The sequence below is a fragment of the Pedobacter sp. L105 genome (assembly GCF_009765875.1).
GTDB lineage: Bacteria > Bacteroidota > Bacteroidia > Sphingobacteriales > Sphingobacteriaceae > Pedobacter.
On sequence record NZ_LMUP01000008.1, the window covers coordinates 447,347 to 465,948 of the forward strand.

The window sequence follows — 18,602 nt, forward strand, 5'->3', positions numbered from 1 at the left end:
CTATACTTGCGTTTTTATTCTCTACTTTATCCTAGCTATCAATCAATGAAATCGATAAAAGGCTCACTAATACTGTTCTTCTGCCTTGTTTTAACAAGCTTTGCTGGTTTTTCACAAGTCATATTCGAAAACCCGACCAATCCAATATATAACTATTTATCCCGCCAGGCACAGAAAGGGAATATTGAATATAACGACCTGATCCAGCCGATCAGCCGCCGGGATATTCACGGTTACCTGACTACCTTACAGGCCGTGCAGGATAAGCTTTCTCCCACAGAAAAGAAAGAACTTGCCTTTTATCAGCAGGAATATTCTGAGTTTAATGATGATGTCAAAGACAGCACTACTTTTTTCAAAAAAGATCAGTATGGCAGAAGAAGGTTTCTCGCAGTAAAGGATAAAGATTTCTTTCTTCGCGGTGATCCTGCTTTAACTTTTGGAACAGTAAATGGAGGAGGTAAAAATGTCTTTACTACGGCTACTGGCTTAACATTTTACGGACAGGCCGGTAAACACTTTTCTTTCCAGGCTTACTTTCAGGATATCACGGCTAAAGGTAATGGCATAGATAGCAATAGAAGATTTACCCCGCAAACGGGGATCGTAAGAACAGCCAATATCAATCCGACTGCAAAATCGGTGAATTACAGCGACTTTAGAGGATACATTACCTACGCATGGAATAACGGGTCGATCAGCGTAGGACAAGACCAGATGTTATGGGGTTACGGACAGAACGGGCGGTTGGTCTTATCAGACAAGGCTCCATCCTATCCGCAAATCAGACTGGACTATGCACCCTTGAAATGGCTTCGCTTTAACTACATGTTCGCCTTCCTGAATTCTGCTGTGATCGATTCTGCCAAATCCTATTATAAAGGCAACAGCTTGTATGGCGATAACCGAGAACAATATGTACAGAAATATATGGCTACGCATACGCTGACTTTTCTTCCGGCCAAAGGGTTAACCCTAAGTGTTGGAGAGTCGATGGTCAGCAGCGATCAGCTGCAGGCAGGATATTTAATCCCAATCATGTTTTTCAAAGCTTATGACCAGGATCAAAGCCGCTATAAACTTTCTACAGGATCCAATGGGCAGTTCTTCTTTAACGTGAGCTCCAGGAATTTTATCCCTAAAACCCATTTGTATGCTACCTGGTTTATTGATGAGATCCGTACTGGTTCTATCTTCAACAGTAACGACAGCAGAAATCAGTTTGGCTTTAATGTTGGCGCTACCAGAACAGACGTCATCATTCCTTATCTTACCCTTGGATTGGAGTATACCAGGATCAATCCGTTTGTATACAATAACCTGATCTCTACGCAAACTTATGCCAATCAAACCTATTTACTGGGCGACTGGATCGGGCAAAATGCCGACCGTGTGACAGGATGGATCACTTACAACCCACTACCCCGTTTAACAACCACCCTTCAGTTTGATTATATCCGCAAAGGACAGGAAGGTTCTCTGGTAGACCAGTACATATCACAGCCAGAGCCTAAATTCCTGCAGCAGGGGCCTGTACAAACACAAAAACAATTTTTAGTTCAGGTAAATTATGAATTGGTGCATAAATTGTATTTGAAAGCGTTCTATCAGCACCAGAGCGGTGTTATTGAACCTGACATTCAAACCGGTGTAGTACCAAATGAAGTGAGTTTATCCGTATCCTACGGATTTTAAAAGAATGTTATTATTACCCTATATTTGCAATTATTCAATATCAAAAATATTTCATGCGTATTAAATTTCTACCTATCCTAATATTCTCTCTGCTGCTCTTCACATTCGGAGAAATCCACGCACAGGAAGTCTCTATGAGTAATATACAGAATATTAAGGTGAGTCAGCTGACAGATGAACAGATCACACAGGCATGGACTAAGTTACAGTCGACCGGCCTCTCGGCAGACCAGGCATATAAATTGATGGAGCAAAAAGGATTGCCCGCAGCAGAAGTAGAAGAATTTAAAAACCGTATTACCCTCCTTGGATTAGATAAAAAAGGCGGTTCAAAAACACCGCTTAAAGCTGCAAAAACCGAAAGTGACGATTCCCGTGATACCACCAATACCATTACCAAACCAAAAAAACGTGAAGTGATGCCTGCGCCAAAACCAATGCTGCAGGTATATGGCATGGATTTTTTCAATCAGACCGCTGTAAAATTTGAACCTAACTTTAGTGCGGCTACGCCTAAGAGTTATGTATTAGGCCCTGGTGATGAGGTGATCGTGCTGATTACCGGACTTAACGAAACGACTGTAAAAGCTAAAGTAAGCCCGGATGGTAATCTTCAGATCCCTTATGCAGGACTGGTTTATGTAAATGGTTTTACCATAGAGCAGGCAACGGCGTTGATCCGTTCTAAAATGATCAAGATCTATCCTGCTATCAATAGCGGACAAACACAAATTGCAGTAAACCTGGGTTCTACCAGAAGCATTAAAGTGACTTTGATCGGTGAAGTAAAAACCCCCGGTTCCTATACCCTTTCTTCTATCTCTACCCTGTTTAATGCGTTATACAATTCTGGCGGACCAAATCCGAACGGGTCGTTAAGAAATATAGAATTGATAAGAAATAATAAAGTTTATAAAACTGTCGATTTTTATACCTTTTTACAAAAAGGTATTATGGATGGAAATGTAAGCCTGCAGGACCAGGATGTGATCCGTATCCCGGTGTACAAAAAACACGTTGGTATATCCGGCGAAGTGAAAAGACCAGCCATTTATGAACTGAAAGCGAATGAAGAACTGGATATGCTGATCCAGTATGCAGGGGGATTTACTGATCTTGCTTATCGGGGAACAGCCAAGATCGACCAGATCAATGCTACCGAAAGAGAAGTAAAAGATGTTCCTGCCAATTTATTCAGTGATTATACACCCCGCAATGGAGACATGGTGGAAATTGGAGCGATTACAAATCGTTATGCCAATAGGGTCATTCTGGAAGGTGCAGTTAACCGTCCGGGCGTATATGAACTCACTGCAGGTTTTAGTCTTTCTATGCTGCTTAAAAACGCACAAGGATTGAAACCTGAAGCCTACATGGAACGCGGTTATATCAAAAGAACATTACCTAACCTGGAAAAAGAGTTCATCTCCTTCAATCCAACTGCGGTATTGAGTGGCAGTAATGATCTTCCTTTATTACGTGAAGACTCTGTCATGATCCAGGACCGTTCTGATTTTATCAAAGACCAGAAGGTAACCATCAATGGAAATGTAAGAACACCAGCGGTGTATATTTATCGTAAAGGCATTAAACTGGCAGATGTAATCGCCATGTCTGGTGGATTTACAGAAGAAGCTGCAGAACATCATGTGGAAATTTCCAGGATCATCGAAAATAAGGCAGATAGTGTGGCTAATAAACTGGTTAACACCTTCACTGTTGCTGTAGATCCTGCAACGGGAGCATTGCCTGATATCGAACTGCAACCAATGGATTATATTTACGTACCGCGCCTGGTTAACTATAGGGCACTGGGTAATATCGCCGTAACAGGAGAAGTATTATTCCCGGGAGAATATTCTGTACAGAGCCGTGATGAAACTGCACAGGACTTCCTGAGAAGAGCTGGTGGTTTAACGCCATATGGTGCGCTTGAGAATGCACAGACCTACCGGAAAGGTGTTCGGGTAAACCTTGACCTGACCAGCAAAAGCAATGACCCTATCATCCGTAAAAGTATGATCCTGCTGCCGGGTGATAGTATTCATATTCCCCGCAGCATTTCGTTTGTAGAAGTTTCGGGTGCGGTGAATAACCCTCAGTTTGTAAGTTACCACGGACACCGTTTTAAATACTATTTAAACGCTGCAGGCGGCAAAACAGAGAATGCCCGTTTAAAAGGCTCTTATGTAAAATATCCTGACGGGTTAAACAAACCAATTACGCACTTTTTATTCTTCAGAAATTACCCTGAAATTAAACCGGGCACCAAAATTATCATACCGGCAAAAACCCCGGGTAATTCATTCCTGAACATGGGACTTGCCCAGATCGGTGGAATTACTTCAGCAATAACGGCCTTAGTGAGTTTAATCGTTATTTTAACCAGATAAGATGAATAACGAACAGCCAAACTATCCATACGAACCGGAGTTTTCGATCAAACAATTACTCCTTGACCGTGGTAAAGACGTCAAATATGTATTCCAGTTTAAAAAATCGATGGCTTTGGTATTGGTCATTGCAGCTATCCTGGGATTCCTGTTTGCCTGGACATGGCCATATACTTACACGGCTAAACTTACTTTTGTCATAGACGATGCCAAATCCAGCGGTGGCGGCGGCGGCTTATCTTCCATAGCCAGTCAGTTTGGATTTAACCTCGACGGGATTGGCGGCGCCAGTGGTGTACTGGCGGGAGATAACGTACAGGAATTGCTAAAAAGCCAGCGCTTAATGAAAGGAACCTTACTTACTCCTTACGACAGCACTGGGAATTTTTCACTGGCCGACCAATATGCCAAGGTATACAAACTGAACAAAAAGTGGTTAAAATATAGTCCGGATGGAAAAATAATCCGTTTTCCTGTAGGTCTTAAAAGTTATAGCAGGATACAAGACAGTTTATTACATGAAATGTCTACCATGATCTTGGGCGGAGAGTTTGGCATCAGTAAAACAGATAAAAAATTAAGTTTTTTTGAAGTGAATACCACGATGAGAGATGAAAGGCTTGCAGAATTGTTCTGTGTCAGGGTGATCAAACAGGGAACAGATTTTTTCATCAAGACTAAAACAGGCAGGTTGCGGGATAATGTAAACCGCCTGCAGCACCGCGCAGATAGTATTGGGGTGATCCTCAATCATAAAACTTTTGCTGCTGCTGCAGGTAATCAGGCTTTATTGGATATTAACCCTGCTTATACCTCGGCCAATGCTGCTGTAGATATCAGGGAACGTGATAAGATCGTGCTCAGTACTATTTTCACAGAAACAGTGAAGAACCTGGAAGCAAGTAAGACCATGCTGGCACAGGAAACACCTACCGTACAGATCGTAGATGAACCGGAACTTCCCCTTAAAAAGAACAGGATGAAATATTCAGCTACTATGTTGCTGTTTATGATAGGTTTCGGAGCAGTATATGGCATTTTCTTAATCGCCACCAGGAAAAAGGAAGAAGCTTAAGGATTTACAAAATCCCATGTTCCCCAGAGGTTTGGCGTTAGCTCCGCTTCTGACGGAACGTCAGATACAATTCCTGTAGCTTTATTATTCCAGTATACCCTGGTCACAGTCTGCGCACCGTCGCCCCGTAAAATACCAACATCTCCCTTAATCGATTGACCAGCCACAGGTTTTAACTTCAGCAGTGAAAGCGGCACAGAAAACTCATAACTCCCATCCTGCCCGGCGCTAAATTCAAGTGAAGCAGAAATGTCTTCTACCTGATCAAAAGTAACCGTTCGCCAAGGTGACGAAAAAGGAACTTTATCCGTTTGCTTTGCTCCGGTTACTACCGCACGATATAATAAAGCATACGGTTTACCATTGCGTAAAGTCACCAGTATCCTCAAATCACCCATTACAGGGCTACTTCTTTTTGGATCAGCAGCCAGATCCGTTCCAATCATTAAATCCAGGGCACCTCCAGTTTTAAATGGAGCATTCGGCATTTCATTGCTATTTTTTAACAATGCAACATCACCCGTGCGATATCCGGCATATAAACGATCATTGGCAATGGTAACGGCAGCAGTCACATCATAAGGTTTAGAACCGGAACCTGTATAAGCCTTAATTCCCCTTTTATCGATATTTACCCAGTCAGCCTCCTTCCAACCGCCCCATTTAGTATCCATGGCAATGGGTGTATTTGACAATCTAACCTGTAAAGGAGAATTATTCAAGTTTTGCTGACGTAAAGATTCCGTCTTAATCTGGTAGGCACTACTTTTTTTAAGATCATCCAGGCTAACAACAATGGTTAGCGGAGCCAGCCTGCGGATGCTGTTCAAGCCGTCAACCTTCACGAGACTGGTACGGCCGCCATCTACCATATAAACATTACCATCCGCAGTCTGCGTAATGGTAGGCCAAAAATTTTCTTCATTTAAACTTATGCCTTTTAAGCTCATCCCTCTTTGGGCAACAGGCATTTTCCAAAGTTTACCAGCTCTCATTGGTTCAAAAAGTGTAGTTACAAATAAACCATCTGTAGTAAAAATATACACCATACCGTGGTTACTATTGATTGCCCATAATGCGCCGCCTTCGCTTCTGGCCGATCCAAAGATCCCGCCTAAAACCCTGGTGGTACCAATCAGCTCGCCGGGAAAATCAGGGAGCGGAGCTTCATGCGAAGCATGTAAGCCCGGCCAGGGATCTGGATAGCTCCACATGGCCTTACCATCCTTTACGCCACTTAAAGAATAGGGGTCAAAAGGGGTTACTCCTTGTGTAATGATAGACCAGCCATCATTACTCACCAATACCTGGTTGCCACCAGACGAGGCCGGGGGCAGCACACCGGTAGCCAAAATCTTTGCCTGCGCCATATCATAAACAGGGAGGCCATCGGCAGTAAAACTGCCAGGAGAAAATTGTACAGCCTTTCCATCAAACTGGGCAATACAAAAAGAAAGGTCGGCCATAACGGTAATACCGCCAGTCGCCCTTTTTTCAAACTTCACCTCATTTGGCTCTACCTTACCATTTAAATTAAGGTCCGTCCAGATAAAAAATACCGACCTATTTCTACTATTCGGACTAAAATCGGTGCCAGCAGGTAAAAGCGATTTAAACTCAGGATTCTTTAAAACGTCCCAGGTACTTACCTGTCCCATCGCCACTGCTGGCTGGATCAAACCATTATGCTCCATAAACAGATAGGTAGTCAATTGTCCGGAAACAGGATTAGAGTTATAACAATCTGTAAAATAACGTTTGCCTTTATAATAGATGGGTGTTTCCGGCACAGCACTCATATTTGCCAGGTCCAGGTCACCAGGTATTTTTCGGTATAAAACTTTAGCCAGTTTAAAGCTGCCCTGTTGCCAGTCCAGATTAAACTCCAGCATTCCCTTATTCTCTTCCGCATAATAAAACTTTGTTTTATCCACGGGATCCAGCGTACCGCCGCCGCCATATTTAGCAGGGCCGTAAAACGTCTTTAGTAATTTTCCATCCAGCGACCATACACTTACCCTTTTCGGCAGGTAATCATGCTCGGTAACCCAAAGCTGCTGCCTTGAATCTATCGTCATACCCATAGGGTTATTCATGTGCAGCGAATCATACACTCCGGCTTTGGGAACACCGGGATGTCCTATTGTACGTATTAAAGTCCCTTCTTTGGTAAATACTTTAACCTGGTTACTTGCACCAGCAGTACTTACATAAATATGATCTGCACTATCCGTAGTTAAACCTATGGGAGTGTCAAGTCCCTTATTGATAACTAGTTTACAATTTGCATCTAAATGGTCAATATTGCTATAATGGAATACCTGATTGCCAGATATTACCAGCAAACCGCCTTTGCTATCAAAAGCAAGACCCTGTGGTTTTGTAACAGGTATTGTGCCCACAGCCTTTTTCTCTTTTACATCAACCAGCATCAGCTCATTCTTTTCTACCAGGCTCACTACCGCAATTCCATTTCGTATGGCGAAGCCACCTATTTCCCCGGCCATGTCCCTTATCGGGTTAATTGCACCCAGTGGAAGAACCACCATAGGTTTTGTGGAATTCGGCAATGAGCTGATCCTTAATTCCACCTGTCCGCTTAATTTTGCCGTTTCCCAAACGGATGCCACATAAACTGATATATTAGCTGCAGCTTGTTCTCCTGCATCCCTTGCCATAAATGGGGCTACAGTCCATACTCCACCAATCCATGCCCTGCCACCCTGTTTGTTCCCATCCAGGTCTACCCAGGCTAAGCCATCACGGCCCTCAGTTACAAAGGTTCCTAAAAAAACTGCAGGCTTTCCTGTAGGGGATTGTTTGCCAGGTACAAACACAGCTGATTGCGGTTGACTATGATTTGCCAGCCAGCCCCCCTTATGGTCGTCCGTATCCCAGGTAGGGCTTCCGCTTGCATCTACAGAAAATTCGTAAGAAGTTTTTATTTCATCGTGGACTAAGGCCTTCACGGTATATTTCCCTGGCGCTACCAATTTAGATGGAATATGATAAACCCCATGGTGGGCAGCTTCCGGATCACGTCCAAGGTCATCAAGCCCATCCCATCCCACTTTATTTTCACCAGCTTTAAACCAGGTCTCAGAAATCAGGTTTCTCACCCGCATCCCGTTATGGTCTTCAATCACCATAGTAACGTATCCGGGTTCTTTGAGTGTAAAAGGAATTTCAATAGGCGGGTTTGCTAGCTGAGCTTTACATGCTGTAGCAATACATACAGCCAGGATAACAGTAAACACATATAATTTCCTCATTTCGCGGGATGATAGGGTTTGTATAACAACACCAGGTTGTAGTTCTTTGTTATAATTAATCAACATTAAATAAATCAGAGGCCTAAAAACACCATTGCCAACCCGCTGCATAACAACGTTATTCCTGCCAACAAATTGGAATACTTGTGTATAAATTTGCTGGATAACAATTGAAAGCCAAGATAACCAAGGGTTACCACAGATAACATTACTATTAGTGTAGTTAACGTAAAAACCAGGCTAATTTGTACAGTATGAATAAAAGAATGCTGAATAGCCGGATACAACAACAAAGGGATCAACGGCTCACAGGGCCCGCCTACAAAAACAATAAATAGTACCCAGGGGGTTACTTTAAACCTTTTTTCGGGGTTAACCCATCCTTCATGCTGGTGGCTGTATACATAAACTTCATCAGGATCATCCAGGTCAAAATGCCGGTGCGTTCTGTTTATCGCCAATAAATAAATACTCCAGAGGGTATAACCCAAGCCCAAGCAAACAAAAGCCCAGCTAGACCAGCTGGCCCTCAGATTTTCAAACAGATTGACCTTAGCCAGGTTCCATCCCAGAAACACCACCGCATAACCGATCAGCAGGGAACTTCCCACATGGCCAATACCGCAAATAAAAGTAATAAAAAGTGTTTTTGGCAGTTTCCATTTTTTAGCTTTTGCCAATACAATAAAAGGCAGGTAGTGATCCGGTCCGGAAAGCGTGTGGATCAGTGCAATGCTGATGGTAGTGAACAATAAAATAGAGTAATCATTCATAACTTTCGGCGCTTTTCTTCTGCAGCAGCATTTCTTTCAATTGATCCAGTAGTTTTACGAGTTCTTCGGCTTTTGTACCTAATAGCTTAACTATGGTACCATATTTATAAGAAGGTGTAACACCCCAGCTGAGCTCTGTTCCATTATATTCACTTAAAAAACCCGTTAGTTCTTTAGTCAGCGAAACATGATCCCATCGGTTATTGAATATATACAAACTGGCCTGATGGGTAAATTGAGCGTATAATCCTAATTGTTGCTGGCTGGCCGCCCCGGGTTCCAGGTGTTGCTTTTCTTTAAAAATCAATCCTTCTTCTTTAAACTCTATTTCGATATCCAATTTTAATAAACTGAAAGCAAAAGGCTCTTCCTGTTTTGTTCTTCCGCAAGTAATGATTTCACCAAGGATCAGCATGGCTTTATCTTCCAGATATACCTTTGTTTTGCTAATAAAATTTGCATCTCTATGTGGCACCAGCGGAGTGGCCAGATAGACTAATGTACTGTTCTCTCCTAGAGAAAGGACCTGCTGCTGCTTTGTTCCTGCAGAGGAGGGGTAAACAAGCTGGTAGGCCTGGTTAAACAAGTTCAGCCAGCAATCTTTTTCCAGGGTAATCTCTACCTGGTATTCATCCTGATCCAGGATTCCCGGAGAAGAACTCATCATCATCAGATCCAGTTTTACCGCTTTACGGGGACTGATGTTCATCACCTTAAAAGGAGCCGTAAAATAGAGATCAGCAATGGACGACCGATTGTCTTTATTAACGATATGAAGCTTCAGGCAACCTAACATTAGTCCAGCAGGGCATTATACTTGATCCATTCTATCACGTCATCCAGACCTTCCAGGTTCATCAGGTTAGTAAACAAAAAGGGTTTACCCTGACGCATCCTTGTGGAATCTGCTTTCATCATTTCCAGGTCGGCATGAACATAAGGGGCCAGATCGATTTTATTGATGATCAGCAGATCGGACCGGGTTATCCCAGGCCCGCCTTTACGCGGTATCTTATCCCCTTCGGCCACATCGATCACAAAGATGGTCAGATCGGCCAGGTCAGGGCTAAAAGTAGCGGAAAGATTATCACCTCCGCTTTCAATAAACAGCAGCTGAAGATCCGGGAATTTTGCTGCCATTTCATCCACAGCCTCCATATTCATCGATGCATCTTCCCTGATGGCCGTATGCGGACAGCCACCGGTTTCTACACCTACAATACGCTCCGGAGGCAGCAGACTGTTCTTTGTCAGGAACTCTGCATCTTCTTTGGTATAAATATCATTGGTGATCACAGCGATACTATAAGTTTGGATGAGGTTTCGGGTTAAGCGCTCTATCAAAGCTGTTTTCCCCGAACCTACCGGACCTGCTACACCTATTTTTACAAAATTATTCTTCATTGTCTAAGTTTTGAAAGTTGAATAAACCTATTCAGGTAATCAACTCATATATAACCGGCTATATAAATTCTGGTGCTGCATGGCCTTTATATCAAATTCTGGCGTACTGCGTCCTATTTCTTCCCTTAATAGGTTAATGGTTCCTCTAACTAGCTGTACAATCAAAGGCTGGATTTGAAACAGGATTTTTTGCCCTGTCATCTGGCTTAACGGTATCAGTTTAGCGCAATTGGTCACTATACTGGCTGCAGAATTATAATAAAAAGCAGTCAACGTATTTTCCAGGCTAATTCCTGTCTGCTGGCAATATAAACCAAAAACCAGGGCAAAATGCCCTTCAGTCTGTTTGTCGAAAATTGCTGTGGCATAGGCCGATAATACAGGATTGCTGATGGAGAAACTAGCTATCACTTTTAAAAACCGTGTGGCCAGCTTTTTACTAGCTGTTCTGATCTCTATAGCTGTTTTCAGCGCAGAAACTTCCCGATCCAATATCAATAAAGCCTTTTCATCCTGCTGTTCTCCATAACGATAAGCCCAGGCAACAAAAGCCGCATCGTTAAAAAAGGTATTATAGGTGAGTGTGTTTTCTAAAAACATCCTGCTGCTTTGCTCATCACAAACAATCCCCTGCTGAGTGTAAGTTTCTAACCCATAAGAATGAGAAAATGCCCCAATCGGAAAACTGGAATCTATCACTTGTAATAAATAGAATAAAGATGGATCGGTCACTGGGTTAATTTTATCAATTTATCAATTAAGGAATCTGACTGATGGCCATGCTGAGGAATATTGTGTCTCAATTGGTTACTGAAAATCCGGACTTCCGTCCTGATATCGAATCCATTTTTTTCCAGCAGGCAATAAGTAGGTTTATCAAAAGGTATTACGATCTCAGATTCTGTTAAGGATATTGGGATGTGTTTGTTTCCAATGTCATAACAGACCGTTCCTACTTCTAGTACATTCCGGGGAAGTATCACGATACATTCACAAGATTTCACAGCAATCAAAACGGCTGTTTTCTCGTCGCAAACCAAAATATCATTATCAAGCAGCGGCTGGAAAGGAATAGCTCTTTTAATGGCTATATCTATTCCCTTTCCCGTTTTTTTGCGTAATATCCTTTTGTCGCTTTCATACCATTCGATCTCAAAAAAATCCAGTTCTTTCCCTTCCAGCAGGGATTCATTGTAAGCAGCATATATCGAGGTGACTAACATAGTTAAAATAAAAAGTAACGCTGTGCCATTGGTAATACCGCCAGAGGCTCACAAGTAATATGCTCTCCTTCTATCGTTACGCGGTAAGTTTCAGGATCAACCTGTATATCTGCCAGGCTATCGTTGTGTATCATATCTTTTTTTGCAATGGCCCTGCAATTTTTCACTGGTTTAACTATTTTTTGCAAACCCAACCTGGCAATATTTCCCTGATCAATAGATACCTGGGAGACGAAAGTAAGACAGGTTTGTGCGAGTGCCCGACCATAACTGCCAAACATGGGCCTGTACATTACCGGCTGCGGTGTGGGGATCGAAGCATTTGCATCGCCCATTTTACTGGCGATGATCATTCCGCCTTTAATGATCAGTTCGGGTTTTACACCAAAGAATGCCGGTTTCCATAATACCAGATCTGCCAGTTTGCCCAGCTCCACAGAACCTACGTGCTCTGCAATTCCACTGGTTATCGCAGGATTGATCGTGTACTTTGCGATATAACGTTTCACCCTGAAGTTATCATTGCCCGTGTTTTCATCTTCAGGCAGTGCGCCACGCTGAACTTTCATTTTATGTGCTGTCTGCCATGTTCTCATGATCACCTCGCCTACCCTGCCCATCGCCTGTGAATCGGAACTCATCATCGAGAACAGCCCTTTATCATGTAAAATATCTTCGGCAGCAATAGTCTCCGGACGAATCCGGGAATCTGCAAAAGCTACATCTTCAGGAATACTTTTATCCAGGTGATGGCAAACCATCAGCATATCCAGGTGTTCATCAATCGTATTCACCGTAAAAGGGCGCGTTGGATTGGTAGACGAAGGCAAAACATTTGGAAAAGATGCCGCACGGATAATATCCGGCGCATGGCCGCCACCGGCACCTTCAGTATGAAAAGTATGGATTACCCTGCCGTTAATAGCTTTTAGCGTGTCTTCCAGAAAACCACCTTCATTCAATGTATCTGTATGAATAGCTACCTGGATATCATATCGGTCTGCCACCTGCAAAGCTGCATCAATCGTAGCCGGAGTAGAACCCCAGTCCTCATGGATCTTTAAGCCGAGGCTTCCGGCTTCAATCTGTTCTATCATCGGCGGCAGCGTAGAACAATTGCCTTTAGCCAGAAAACCCATATTCATAGGGAAAGCATCTGCTGCCAGCAGCATTTTTTCAATGAACCACTTTCCTGGTGTAACGGTAGTGGCATTGGTGCCATCTGCTGGTCCCGTCCCGCCACCAATCATGGTAGTTACCCCACTGTATAAAGCCGTTTCAATTTGCTGAGGGCAGATGAAATGAATATGTGTATCTACGCCTCCGGCAGTGAGCAGCATCCCCTGACCACCATGTACTTCTGTTGAAGCACCGATGATCATATTGGGAGAAACACCTTCCATCGTATCCGGATTGCCTGCTTTTCCAATACCAATGATATGGCCATCTTTAATACCGATATCAGCCTTAATTATCCCCCAATGGTCAATGATTATTACATTGGTGATTACAAAATCAAGTACCCCTTCATCACGCAATGCCGTAGCGGACTGTCCCATCCCATCACGAATAGTTTTACCGCCGCCAAATTTAGCTTCGTCTCCATAGGTTGTCAGGTCCTGCTCTATTTCAATGATCAGTTCAGTATCTGCCAGCCGGATCTGATCACCTGTGGTGGGGCCGAACATATCGGCATAACGTCCCTTTTCTATTTTTAATGACATCTGTTTCGATTTAAGGTAAAGGTTTATTCACCTGATTGTTAAACCCGGTTATTACCCGGTTACCGGCAAAAGCTACCAATTCTACTTTCTTTTCTTCACTGGGTTCAAAACGAACTCCTGTACCGGCTGGTACATTCAGGCGCATGCCATAAGCTAATGACCTGTCAAATTCCAATGCCTGGTTCACTTCAAAAAAATGATAATGAGAGCCTACCTGTATCGGTCTGTCGCCCAAATTGGTCACGGTAACTAATTGTGTTTTACGGCCAGCATTACAATCGATAAAACCTTCTTTGATAAAATACTCTCCTGGTATCATGGGCTTTTATTTAGGGTTTAGCGGATAGGATGATGAACAGTTACGAGTTTCGTTCCATCGGGGAATGTAGCTTCAATCTGCACTTCATGGATCATTTCCGGAATACCTTCCATCACATCTTCCCTGGTGAGTAAGGTACCGCCAAACTGCATCAATTCGGCTACTGTTTTTCCATCCCTGGCCGCTTCCATTAATTCAGCAGAGATCAGGGCTATCGCTTCCGGATAATTTAGTTTTAATCCTCTTGCTTTACGCTTATGAGCCAATTCTCCGGCAAAATGAAGCATTAGTTTTTCTGTTTCCCTTGGTGTTAAGTGCATTTTACTGAAATATATTGAGTTAAACCGCCTTCGAAACGATTTAACAGTTAAACTACATCAATATACGGGAAATCTTTCAGGAAAAAGTAAATGAATCAGTTCGAGGTTTCAAAAAACTCGACATTAGATCTATTGTAAACTCATTTCAGGAAATTGTGTGTCAATTTGATTCTTGCAGGACCCTAATCCCACTTTAAAACATAACTAACAGGGGTTTAACATAGGGTTGACATAGGTAGGGGGTATGTCAACCCTATGTTAAACCCCTGTTAGACCCCTGTAGACCTGGAGCAAGAATAGAACAAACCCAAAATAAACCTCAATTTTATCTTAAGGCTAAATCGTAAATTCCCCTTTAAAGCAGAAAGCTATTTAGCTGTCCATCAGAGTAAAAGAACAAAATAAAGAATATTTATTACCTAATTAAACAAAATAAAATTCTACGTAGTTAAAAATGAAAATTATTATGCTATAATTCTGTATTTTATCAGAATTAACCTAATATTAACAATTATTTCATGAAAGCCATGGCAAAAATCTACTTAGGTTTAATCTCATTATTATTGATCTGCGGCTGCAAAAAAGATAAATCTATTCCAACAACTGTCACTAATCTAACAGTAAATACAACAAGTCTCACTTCAGTTACGCTGGAAGCAAAAAACAATAAAGCGTTGACTGCTGATGTAGTTGCAACAATTAATGGTGATCAGGTAAATGCAGTAGTTCCGTACATGCAAAATGATAAAAAGCTGGTTCTTACTTTCACCGCCAAGGATGCCGCAAATGTAACCGTAAATGATACCGTACAAGTTAGCGGGACTACACTAACAGACTTTACTAAACCTGTTTCGTATAAACTAACCTCCGCACAAGGCAGCACGAAAACTTATACCATAACAATCAGAAACTTTACCGGATTACCTATTTTGTATCTGACTACAGCTGCTCCTGTAGTATCAAAAGATGATTATGTAACAGGAAGCCTCATCATCAACGCCAATAGCCAATTTGATCAGGTTAAACAAAATATAGCGCTAAGTATAAAAGGACATGGTAACTCCACCTGGCTAATGCCTAAAAAACCATATCGCTTAAAGTTTAACAGCAAAGGTGACCTGCTCGGGATGCCGGCAGCCAAAAACTGGGTTTTATTAGCCAATTATGATGACAAAACCCTGCTGCGTAACCGGTTTGCACTTGATCTTGGAACTAAGATTGGAGCTGACTTCACCCCTCAGAGCCGTTTTGTTGAAGTAGTCATGAATGGAGTATACCAGGGAAATTATTTGCTAACCAGTCTGGTTGAAGTTGACCCCAACAGGGTTAACATCTCAGAACTAAACAACGGGGATACCCCTGCAGATCAAATTTCAGGGGGTTATCTACTGGAAATTGATGTGAGTGCAACACCTGATGAATATGGATTCAGAACAGCGAAGAACCTTCTTTTTACTATTCAATCTCCAGACGTCCCTAATGCCGATCAGCAGACCTACATCCACAATTATGTACAACAAACAGAGGATGCCCTATTTTCAGCTAACTTCACTGATACAACAAGTGGATATGCCAAATACATCAATTCAGATTCATTCGTCAACTATTATTTAGTAGAAGAACTGATGAAGAATAATGATGCTGTCGACTGGAGCAGTATCTACTATTACAAAGACGTCAATGGTAAACTGGGCATGGGGCCAATCTGGGATTTTGACGTTGCCGCGGGTAACGTTAACTATTCTGATGCTAAAAATCCTACCGGTTGGTGGGTACAGAATGCGATATGGTTTAACCGCTTGTTCCAGGATCCCGCATTTAAACAAAAAGTAAAAACCAGATGGAAAGCCATTAAAAATAATCAAATTGTGGAGGTAATGAACTCAATTGATACCAATGCAACTTATTTAGACCTTTCTGAAAAACAAAATTTTACTACATGGCCTATTTTAAATGTTTATGTCTGGCCTAATCAATTTGTTTTAGGTACCTACCCTGCCGAAGTGGCAGAACTTAAAAAATGGCTGAATGAGAGGATAAGCTGGATGGATGGACAGATTAGTGCTTATTAGTTCCTCGGAAATTTCTTTACGATACTCCTATAGGCGAGTTTTTTTATTAAATAATGCCTTTGCTCTAATTGAAGAAATTGTTCAAAATAAGCACGTTTAAAAGGTGTCATTGCTTCGCTAAATCTTTCATAGAATCGGCGGACAGTTTCAAATTGCGCAGATAAGAAATCATCATTTCCTTTAACTGCGGTAATTACCTCGTTTAGCGTAGAACGATAGCGGTTTCTAGGTTTCGTATCTGCAGCTATGCTAACATTGCTTTCATGTTTACGGTATCTGACCAGGGGCAATGGGATTTCTTTGGCTTCTCCAAAAGTAAAAGCGGCTAAAGCGATCCAACCATCATGGTTTAATCTTACATCATTCGGTATTTCCCGAAAGTATTGCTTTAGCGCAGGGTTCATTAACATCGTACAACCGTTTACAAAGTTCCCAAATAATAAAGTCTGCAGGTTATGCCGATATTTATCTTGTCCCAATTCGTTCCGAAAAGAAGGATTAAGCACCTTATCATTTTCATCAACAAGTAACAAGTCTGTATATACCATAGCAGGAAGCTGCTGATCAAGTGTTTTAAGCAACTCAGCCGATCGTTCTAACTTATCAGGCAACCATAGATCATCCTGATCTGATAAGGCTACATAATTCATCTCTGTGGTAAGGGAAACAGCATTTTTAAAGTTATCAATTAATCCAAGCTGATGGTCATTGACTACGTAAGTTAGTAAGCCTTTTTGCTGATATTTTTTAAGAATAAGTACCGTACCGTCTGTTGAACAATCATCGCAAACAATCAATTCTGCAGGAAGTAATGTTTGAGACAAAATAGAATCTAATTGCTGCTCCAGGTATTTTTCCCCATTATAAGTGGTCATCACAACAGAGATTTTCATTAGCCTTCCCCCCTATTCAATTTCATCTTTATAAAATCCAGGATATCCACAACAAAATTATTTCTGAACAATAGCCACTGGATTCCGATATAGGTTATGCCGCAACCAGCAATAGAGAGAATCAAAGTATATACTAAGGGTAAAGACAACGCTCTGGCAAGCCAGATCACAGGGATAAAAATCAGTGCACTTAGTACTGCTTTAGCCAATAAGGACCAGTCGTAAGTAAATGAAAAATCTCTTTTGATAAAATAAAAATATAAAAGAGTCACTATAATTTCAGAACAAATGTTGGCAATAGATGAACCTACTTCCTGAAAATGAGGAATCAATAGTACATTTAAGATCAGGCTCATCACCAACCCGCCTAAAACGCAGAAAAACATTTCTCTGTTTCTACCAGAAGGTACTAATATCAGGAAAAGGAATAAATGTCCAAAACCTATAATCAATGGCAAAAGAGAGAGCAAACGCATGCTGCTCGTAGCAGGCAAAAACTCCTTACCTGAAAATAAAGCGATAAACTCAGGGGCTAATATGGCTAATCCAAAAACTATCGGAACGGCAAAAAAAATAAGGAACCTGAATGTCTGATCCAATGTTTTCTGCACCTCTAACATATTCTTTTCAGCAAAATCTTTTGCAATCTTAGGCATTAAGATCACTCCCATTGAAGTTACAAACGGCAAGGTAATTTTACTTAGCTTCACTGCTGCGGTATATAGTCCTACGGTTTTATCATTTGACAAAAACCCAAGCAATACAGTATCCATATCGGTATACATACTTGCGGCTAACGTAGTTCCGAGGATAAACAAGAGTGGCATCACATGCTTACGCAACTCTAATCCAGCAAATATTGGTTTTATTTTATCTTTAATTAGAAAAAAGCTCAGGATATTATTCCCCAAAAAAGAGAACATCATAATATAAAGATAAGCTCTGAAATCGCTTCGGTCTTTAATGAAAAGGTAAAGCAAAACCAAACCGATCAGCTTAAAGGCAACCGAACGCAGGGCGATCGATTTGAATTGTTCCATTCCAGTATATAACCATTCAATATACGAGAAACCCAATAACACCATTAAACCAGCTCCAAGATACATATCCCGGTTTGGACTAAAATAAGAAAAGGAATAAACTGTTGTAAGATAAAGTGAAGACAAAACCGCACTCGTCATCATATAAATGGCGATAAGCTCAGAGAAGACCTTAGAACGCCCTTCTTTATCATCTCTGTGACGGGCAATCTCTTTCATTCCATATATTGGAATGCCAATACTGGCGATTAATGCAAAATACTGTGCAAAAGAAAAAATGAATTGAACCTTACCAATTCCCTCAGGGCCTAAAACGCGGGAGACATAAGGAAAACTAAGTATGGGAAATAGAAGATTGGCTAATGACAGCAGTAAATTGTAAAAGTAGTTCTTAGCCAT

General features: G+C 41.7%; 15 protein-coding genes. 4 read left to right on the forward strand and 11 right to left on the reverse strand.

Translation table 11 applies throughout. From position 1 onward, the window contains the following. The first annotated feature begins 45 nt into the window (after nt 1-45). Genes GSQ84_RS17130 through GSQ84_RS17140 form a run of 3 tightly spaced genes read left to right on the forward strand, consistent with a single transcriptional unit; the run spans nt 46 to nt 5,163 of the window. Nucleotides 46-1,695, forward strand: coding sequence for a capsule assembly Wzi family protein (locus tag GSQ84_RS17130; RefSeq protein WP_158798488.1), 1,650 nt, complete (start codon nt 46-48; stop codon nt 1,693-1,695). Nucleotides 1,696-1,748: 53 nt separating this feature from the next. Next, nucleotides 1,749-4,088, forward strand: a complete 2,340-nt coding sequence (locus GSQ84_RS17135) for an SLBB domain-containing protein (protein WP_158798489.1) — start codon at nt 1,749-1,751, stop codon at nt 4,086-4,088. A gap of 1 nt (nt 4,089) precedes the next feature. Next, nucleotides 4,090-5,163 (forward strand): hypothetical protein, encoded by a 1,074-nt coding sequence (locus GSQ84_RS17140; RefSeq protein ID WP_158798490.1) that lies wholly within the window; start codon nt 4,090-4,092, stop codon nt 5,161-5,163. Here GSQ84_RS17140 and GSQ84_RS17145 read toward each other — a convergent pair. The 9 genes from GSQ84_RS17145 to ureA all read right to left on the reverse strand — a co-directional run bounded on the left by GSQ84_RS17145 (nt 5,160) and on the right by ureA (nt 14,198). Beyond that, complete coding sequence (locus GSQ84_RS17145) at nt 5,160-8,435, reverse strand: hypothetical protein (protein ID WP_158798491.1); 3,276 nt, start codon at nt 8,433-8,435, stop codon at nt 5,160-5,162. The genes GSQ84_RS17140 and GSQ84_RS17145 overlap by 4 nt on opposite strands. 74 nt (nt 8,436-8,509) lie before the next feature. Beyond that, a complete protein-coding gene (locus tag GSQ84_RS17150) occupies nt 8,510-9,208 on the reverse strand; it encodes a sulfite exporter TauE/SafE family protein (RefSeq protein WP_158798492.1) in 699 nt (232 codons plus the stop codon). Beyond that, on the reverse strand, nt 9,201-10,004 hold the full coding sequence (locus GSQ84_RS17155; protein WP_158798493.1) for an urease accessory protein UreD: 804 nt from the start codon (nt 10,002-10,004) through the stop codon (nt 9,201-9,203). Before GSQ84_RS17155 ends, GSQ84_RS17150 begins: the two co-directional genes overlap by 8 nt. After that, the gene (gene ureG / locus GSQ84_RS17160) at nt 10,004-10,612 is read right to left on the reverse strand and encodes an urease accessory protein UreG (protein ID WP_158798494.1); all 609 of its coding nucleotides are present in this window, start codon (nt 10,610-10,612) and stop codon (nt 10,004-10,006) included. The genes GSQ84_RS17155 and ureG overlap by 1 nt, the downstream gene beginning before the upstream one ends. 39 nt (nt 10,613-10,651) lie before the next feature. Further along, a complete protein-coding gene (locus GSQ84_RS17165; RefSeq protein WP_158798495.1) occupies nt 10,652-11,344 on the reverse strand; it encodes an urease accessory protein UreF in 693 nt (230 codons plus the stop codon). Further along, a complete protein-coding gene (locus GSQ84_RS17170) occupies nt 11,341-11,835 on the reverse strand; it encodes an urease accessory protein UreE (RefSeq protein WP_158798496.1) in 495 nt (164 codons plus the stop codon). Before GSQ84_RS17170 ends, GSQ84_RS17165 begins: the two co-directional genes overlap by 4 nt. A gap of 2 nt (nt 11,836-11,837) precedes the next feature. Next, the gene (ureC, locus tag GSQ84_RS17175; protein WP_158798497.1) at nt 11,838-13,559 is read right to left on the reverse strand and encodes an urease subunit alpha; all 1,722 of its coding nucleotides are present in this window, start codon (nt 13,557-13,559) and stop codon (nt 11,838-11,840) included. Nucleotides 13,560-13,569: 10 nt separating this feature from the next. Next, nucleotides 13,570-13,878, reverse strand: a complete 309-nt coding sequence (ureB, locus tag GSQ84_RS17180; RefSeq protein WP_158798498.1) for an urease subunit beta — start codon at nt 13,876-13,878, stop codon at nt 13,570-13,572. Nucleotides 13,879-13,895: 17 nt separating this feature from the next. Continuing rightward, a complete protein-coding gene (ureA, locus tag GSQ84_RS17185) occupies nt 13,896-14,198 on the reverse strand; it encodes an urease subunit gamma (RefSeq protein WP_158798499.1) in 303 nt (100 codons plus the stop codon). Between the two features lie 527 nt (nt 14,199-14,725). On the opposite strand from ureA, the gene GSQ84_RS17190 reads away from it, so the two are divergent. Then, a complete protein-coding gene (locus GSQ84_RS17190; protein WP_158798500.1) occupies nt 14,726-16,270 on the forward strand; it encodes a CotH kinase family protein in 1,545 nt (514 codons plus the stop codon). Here GSQ84_RS17190 and GSQ84_RS17195 read toward each other — a convergent pair. Both GSQ84_RS17195 and GSQ84_RS17200 read right to left on the reverse strand, forming a co-directional pair. Continuing rightward, nucleotides 16,267-17,163, reverse strand: a complete 897-nt coding sequence (locus GSQ84_RS17195) for a glycosyltransferase family 2 protein (protein WP_158798501.1) — start codon at nt 17,161-17,163, stop codon at nt 16,267-16,269. The genes GSQ84_RS17190 and GSQ84_RS17195 overlap by 4 nt on opposite strands. Continuing rightward, a complete protein-coding gene (locus GSQ84_RS17200) occupies nt 17,163-18,602 on the reverse strand; it encodes a flippase (protein WP_158798502.1) in 1,440 nt (479 codons plus the stop codon). Before GSQ84_RS17200 ends, GSQ84_RS17195 begins: the two co-directional genes overlap by 1 nt.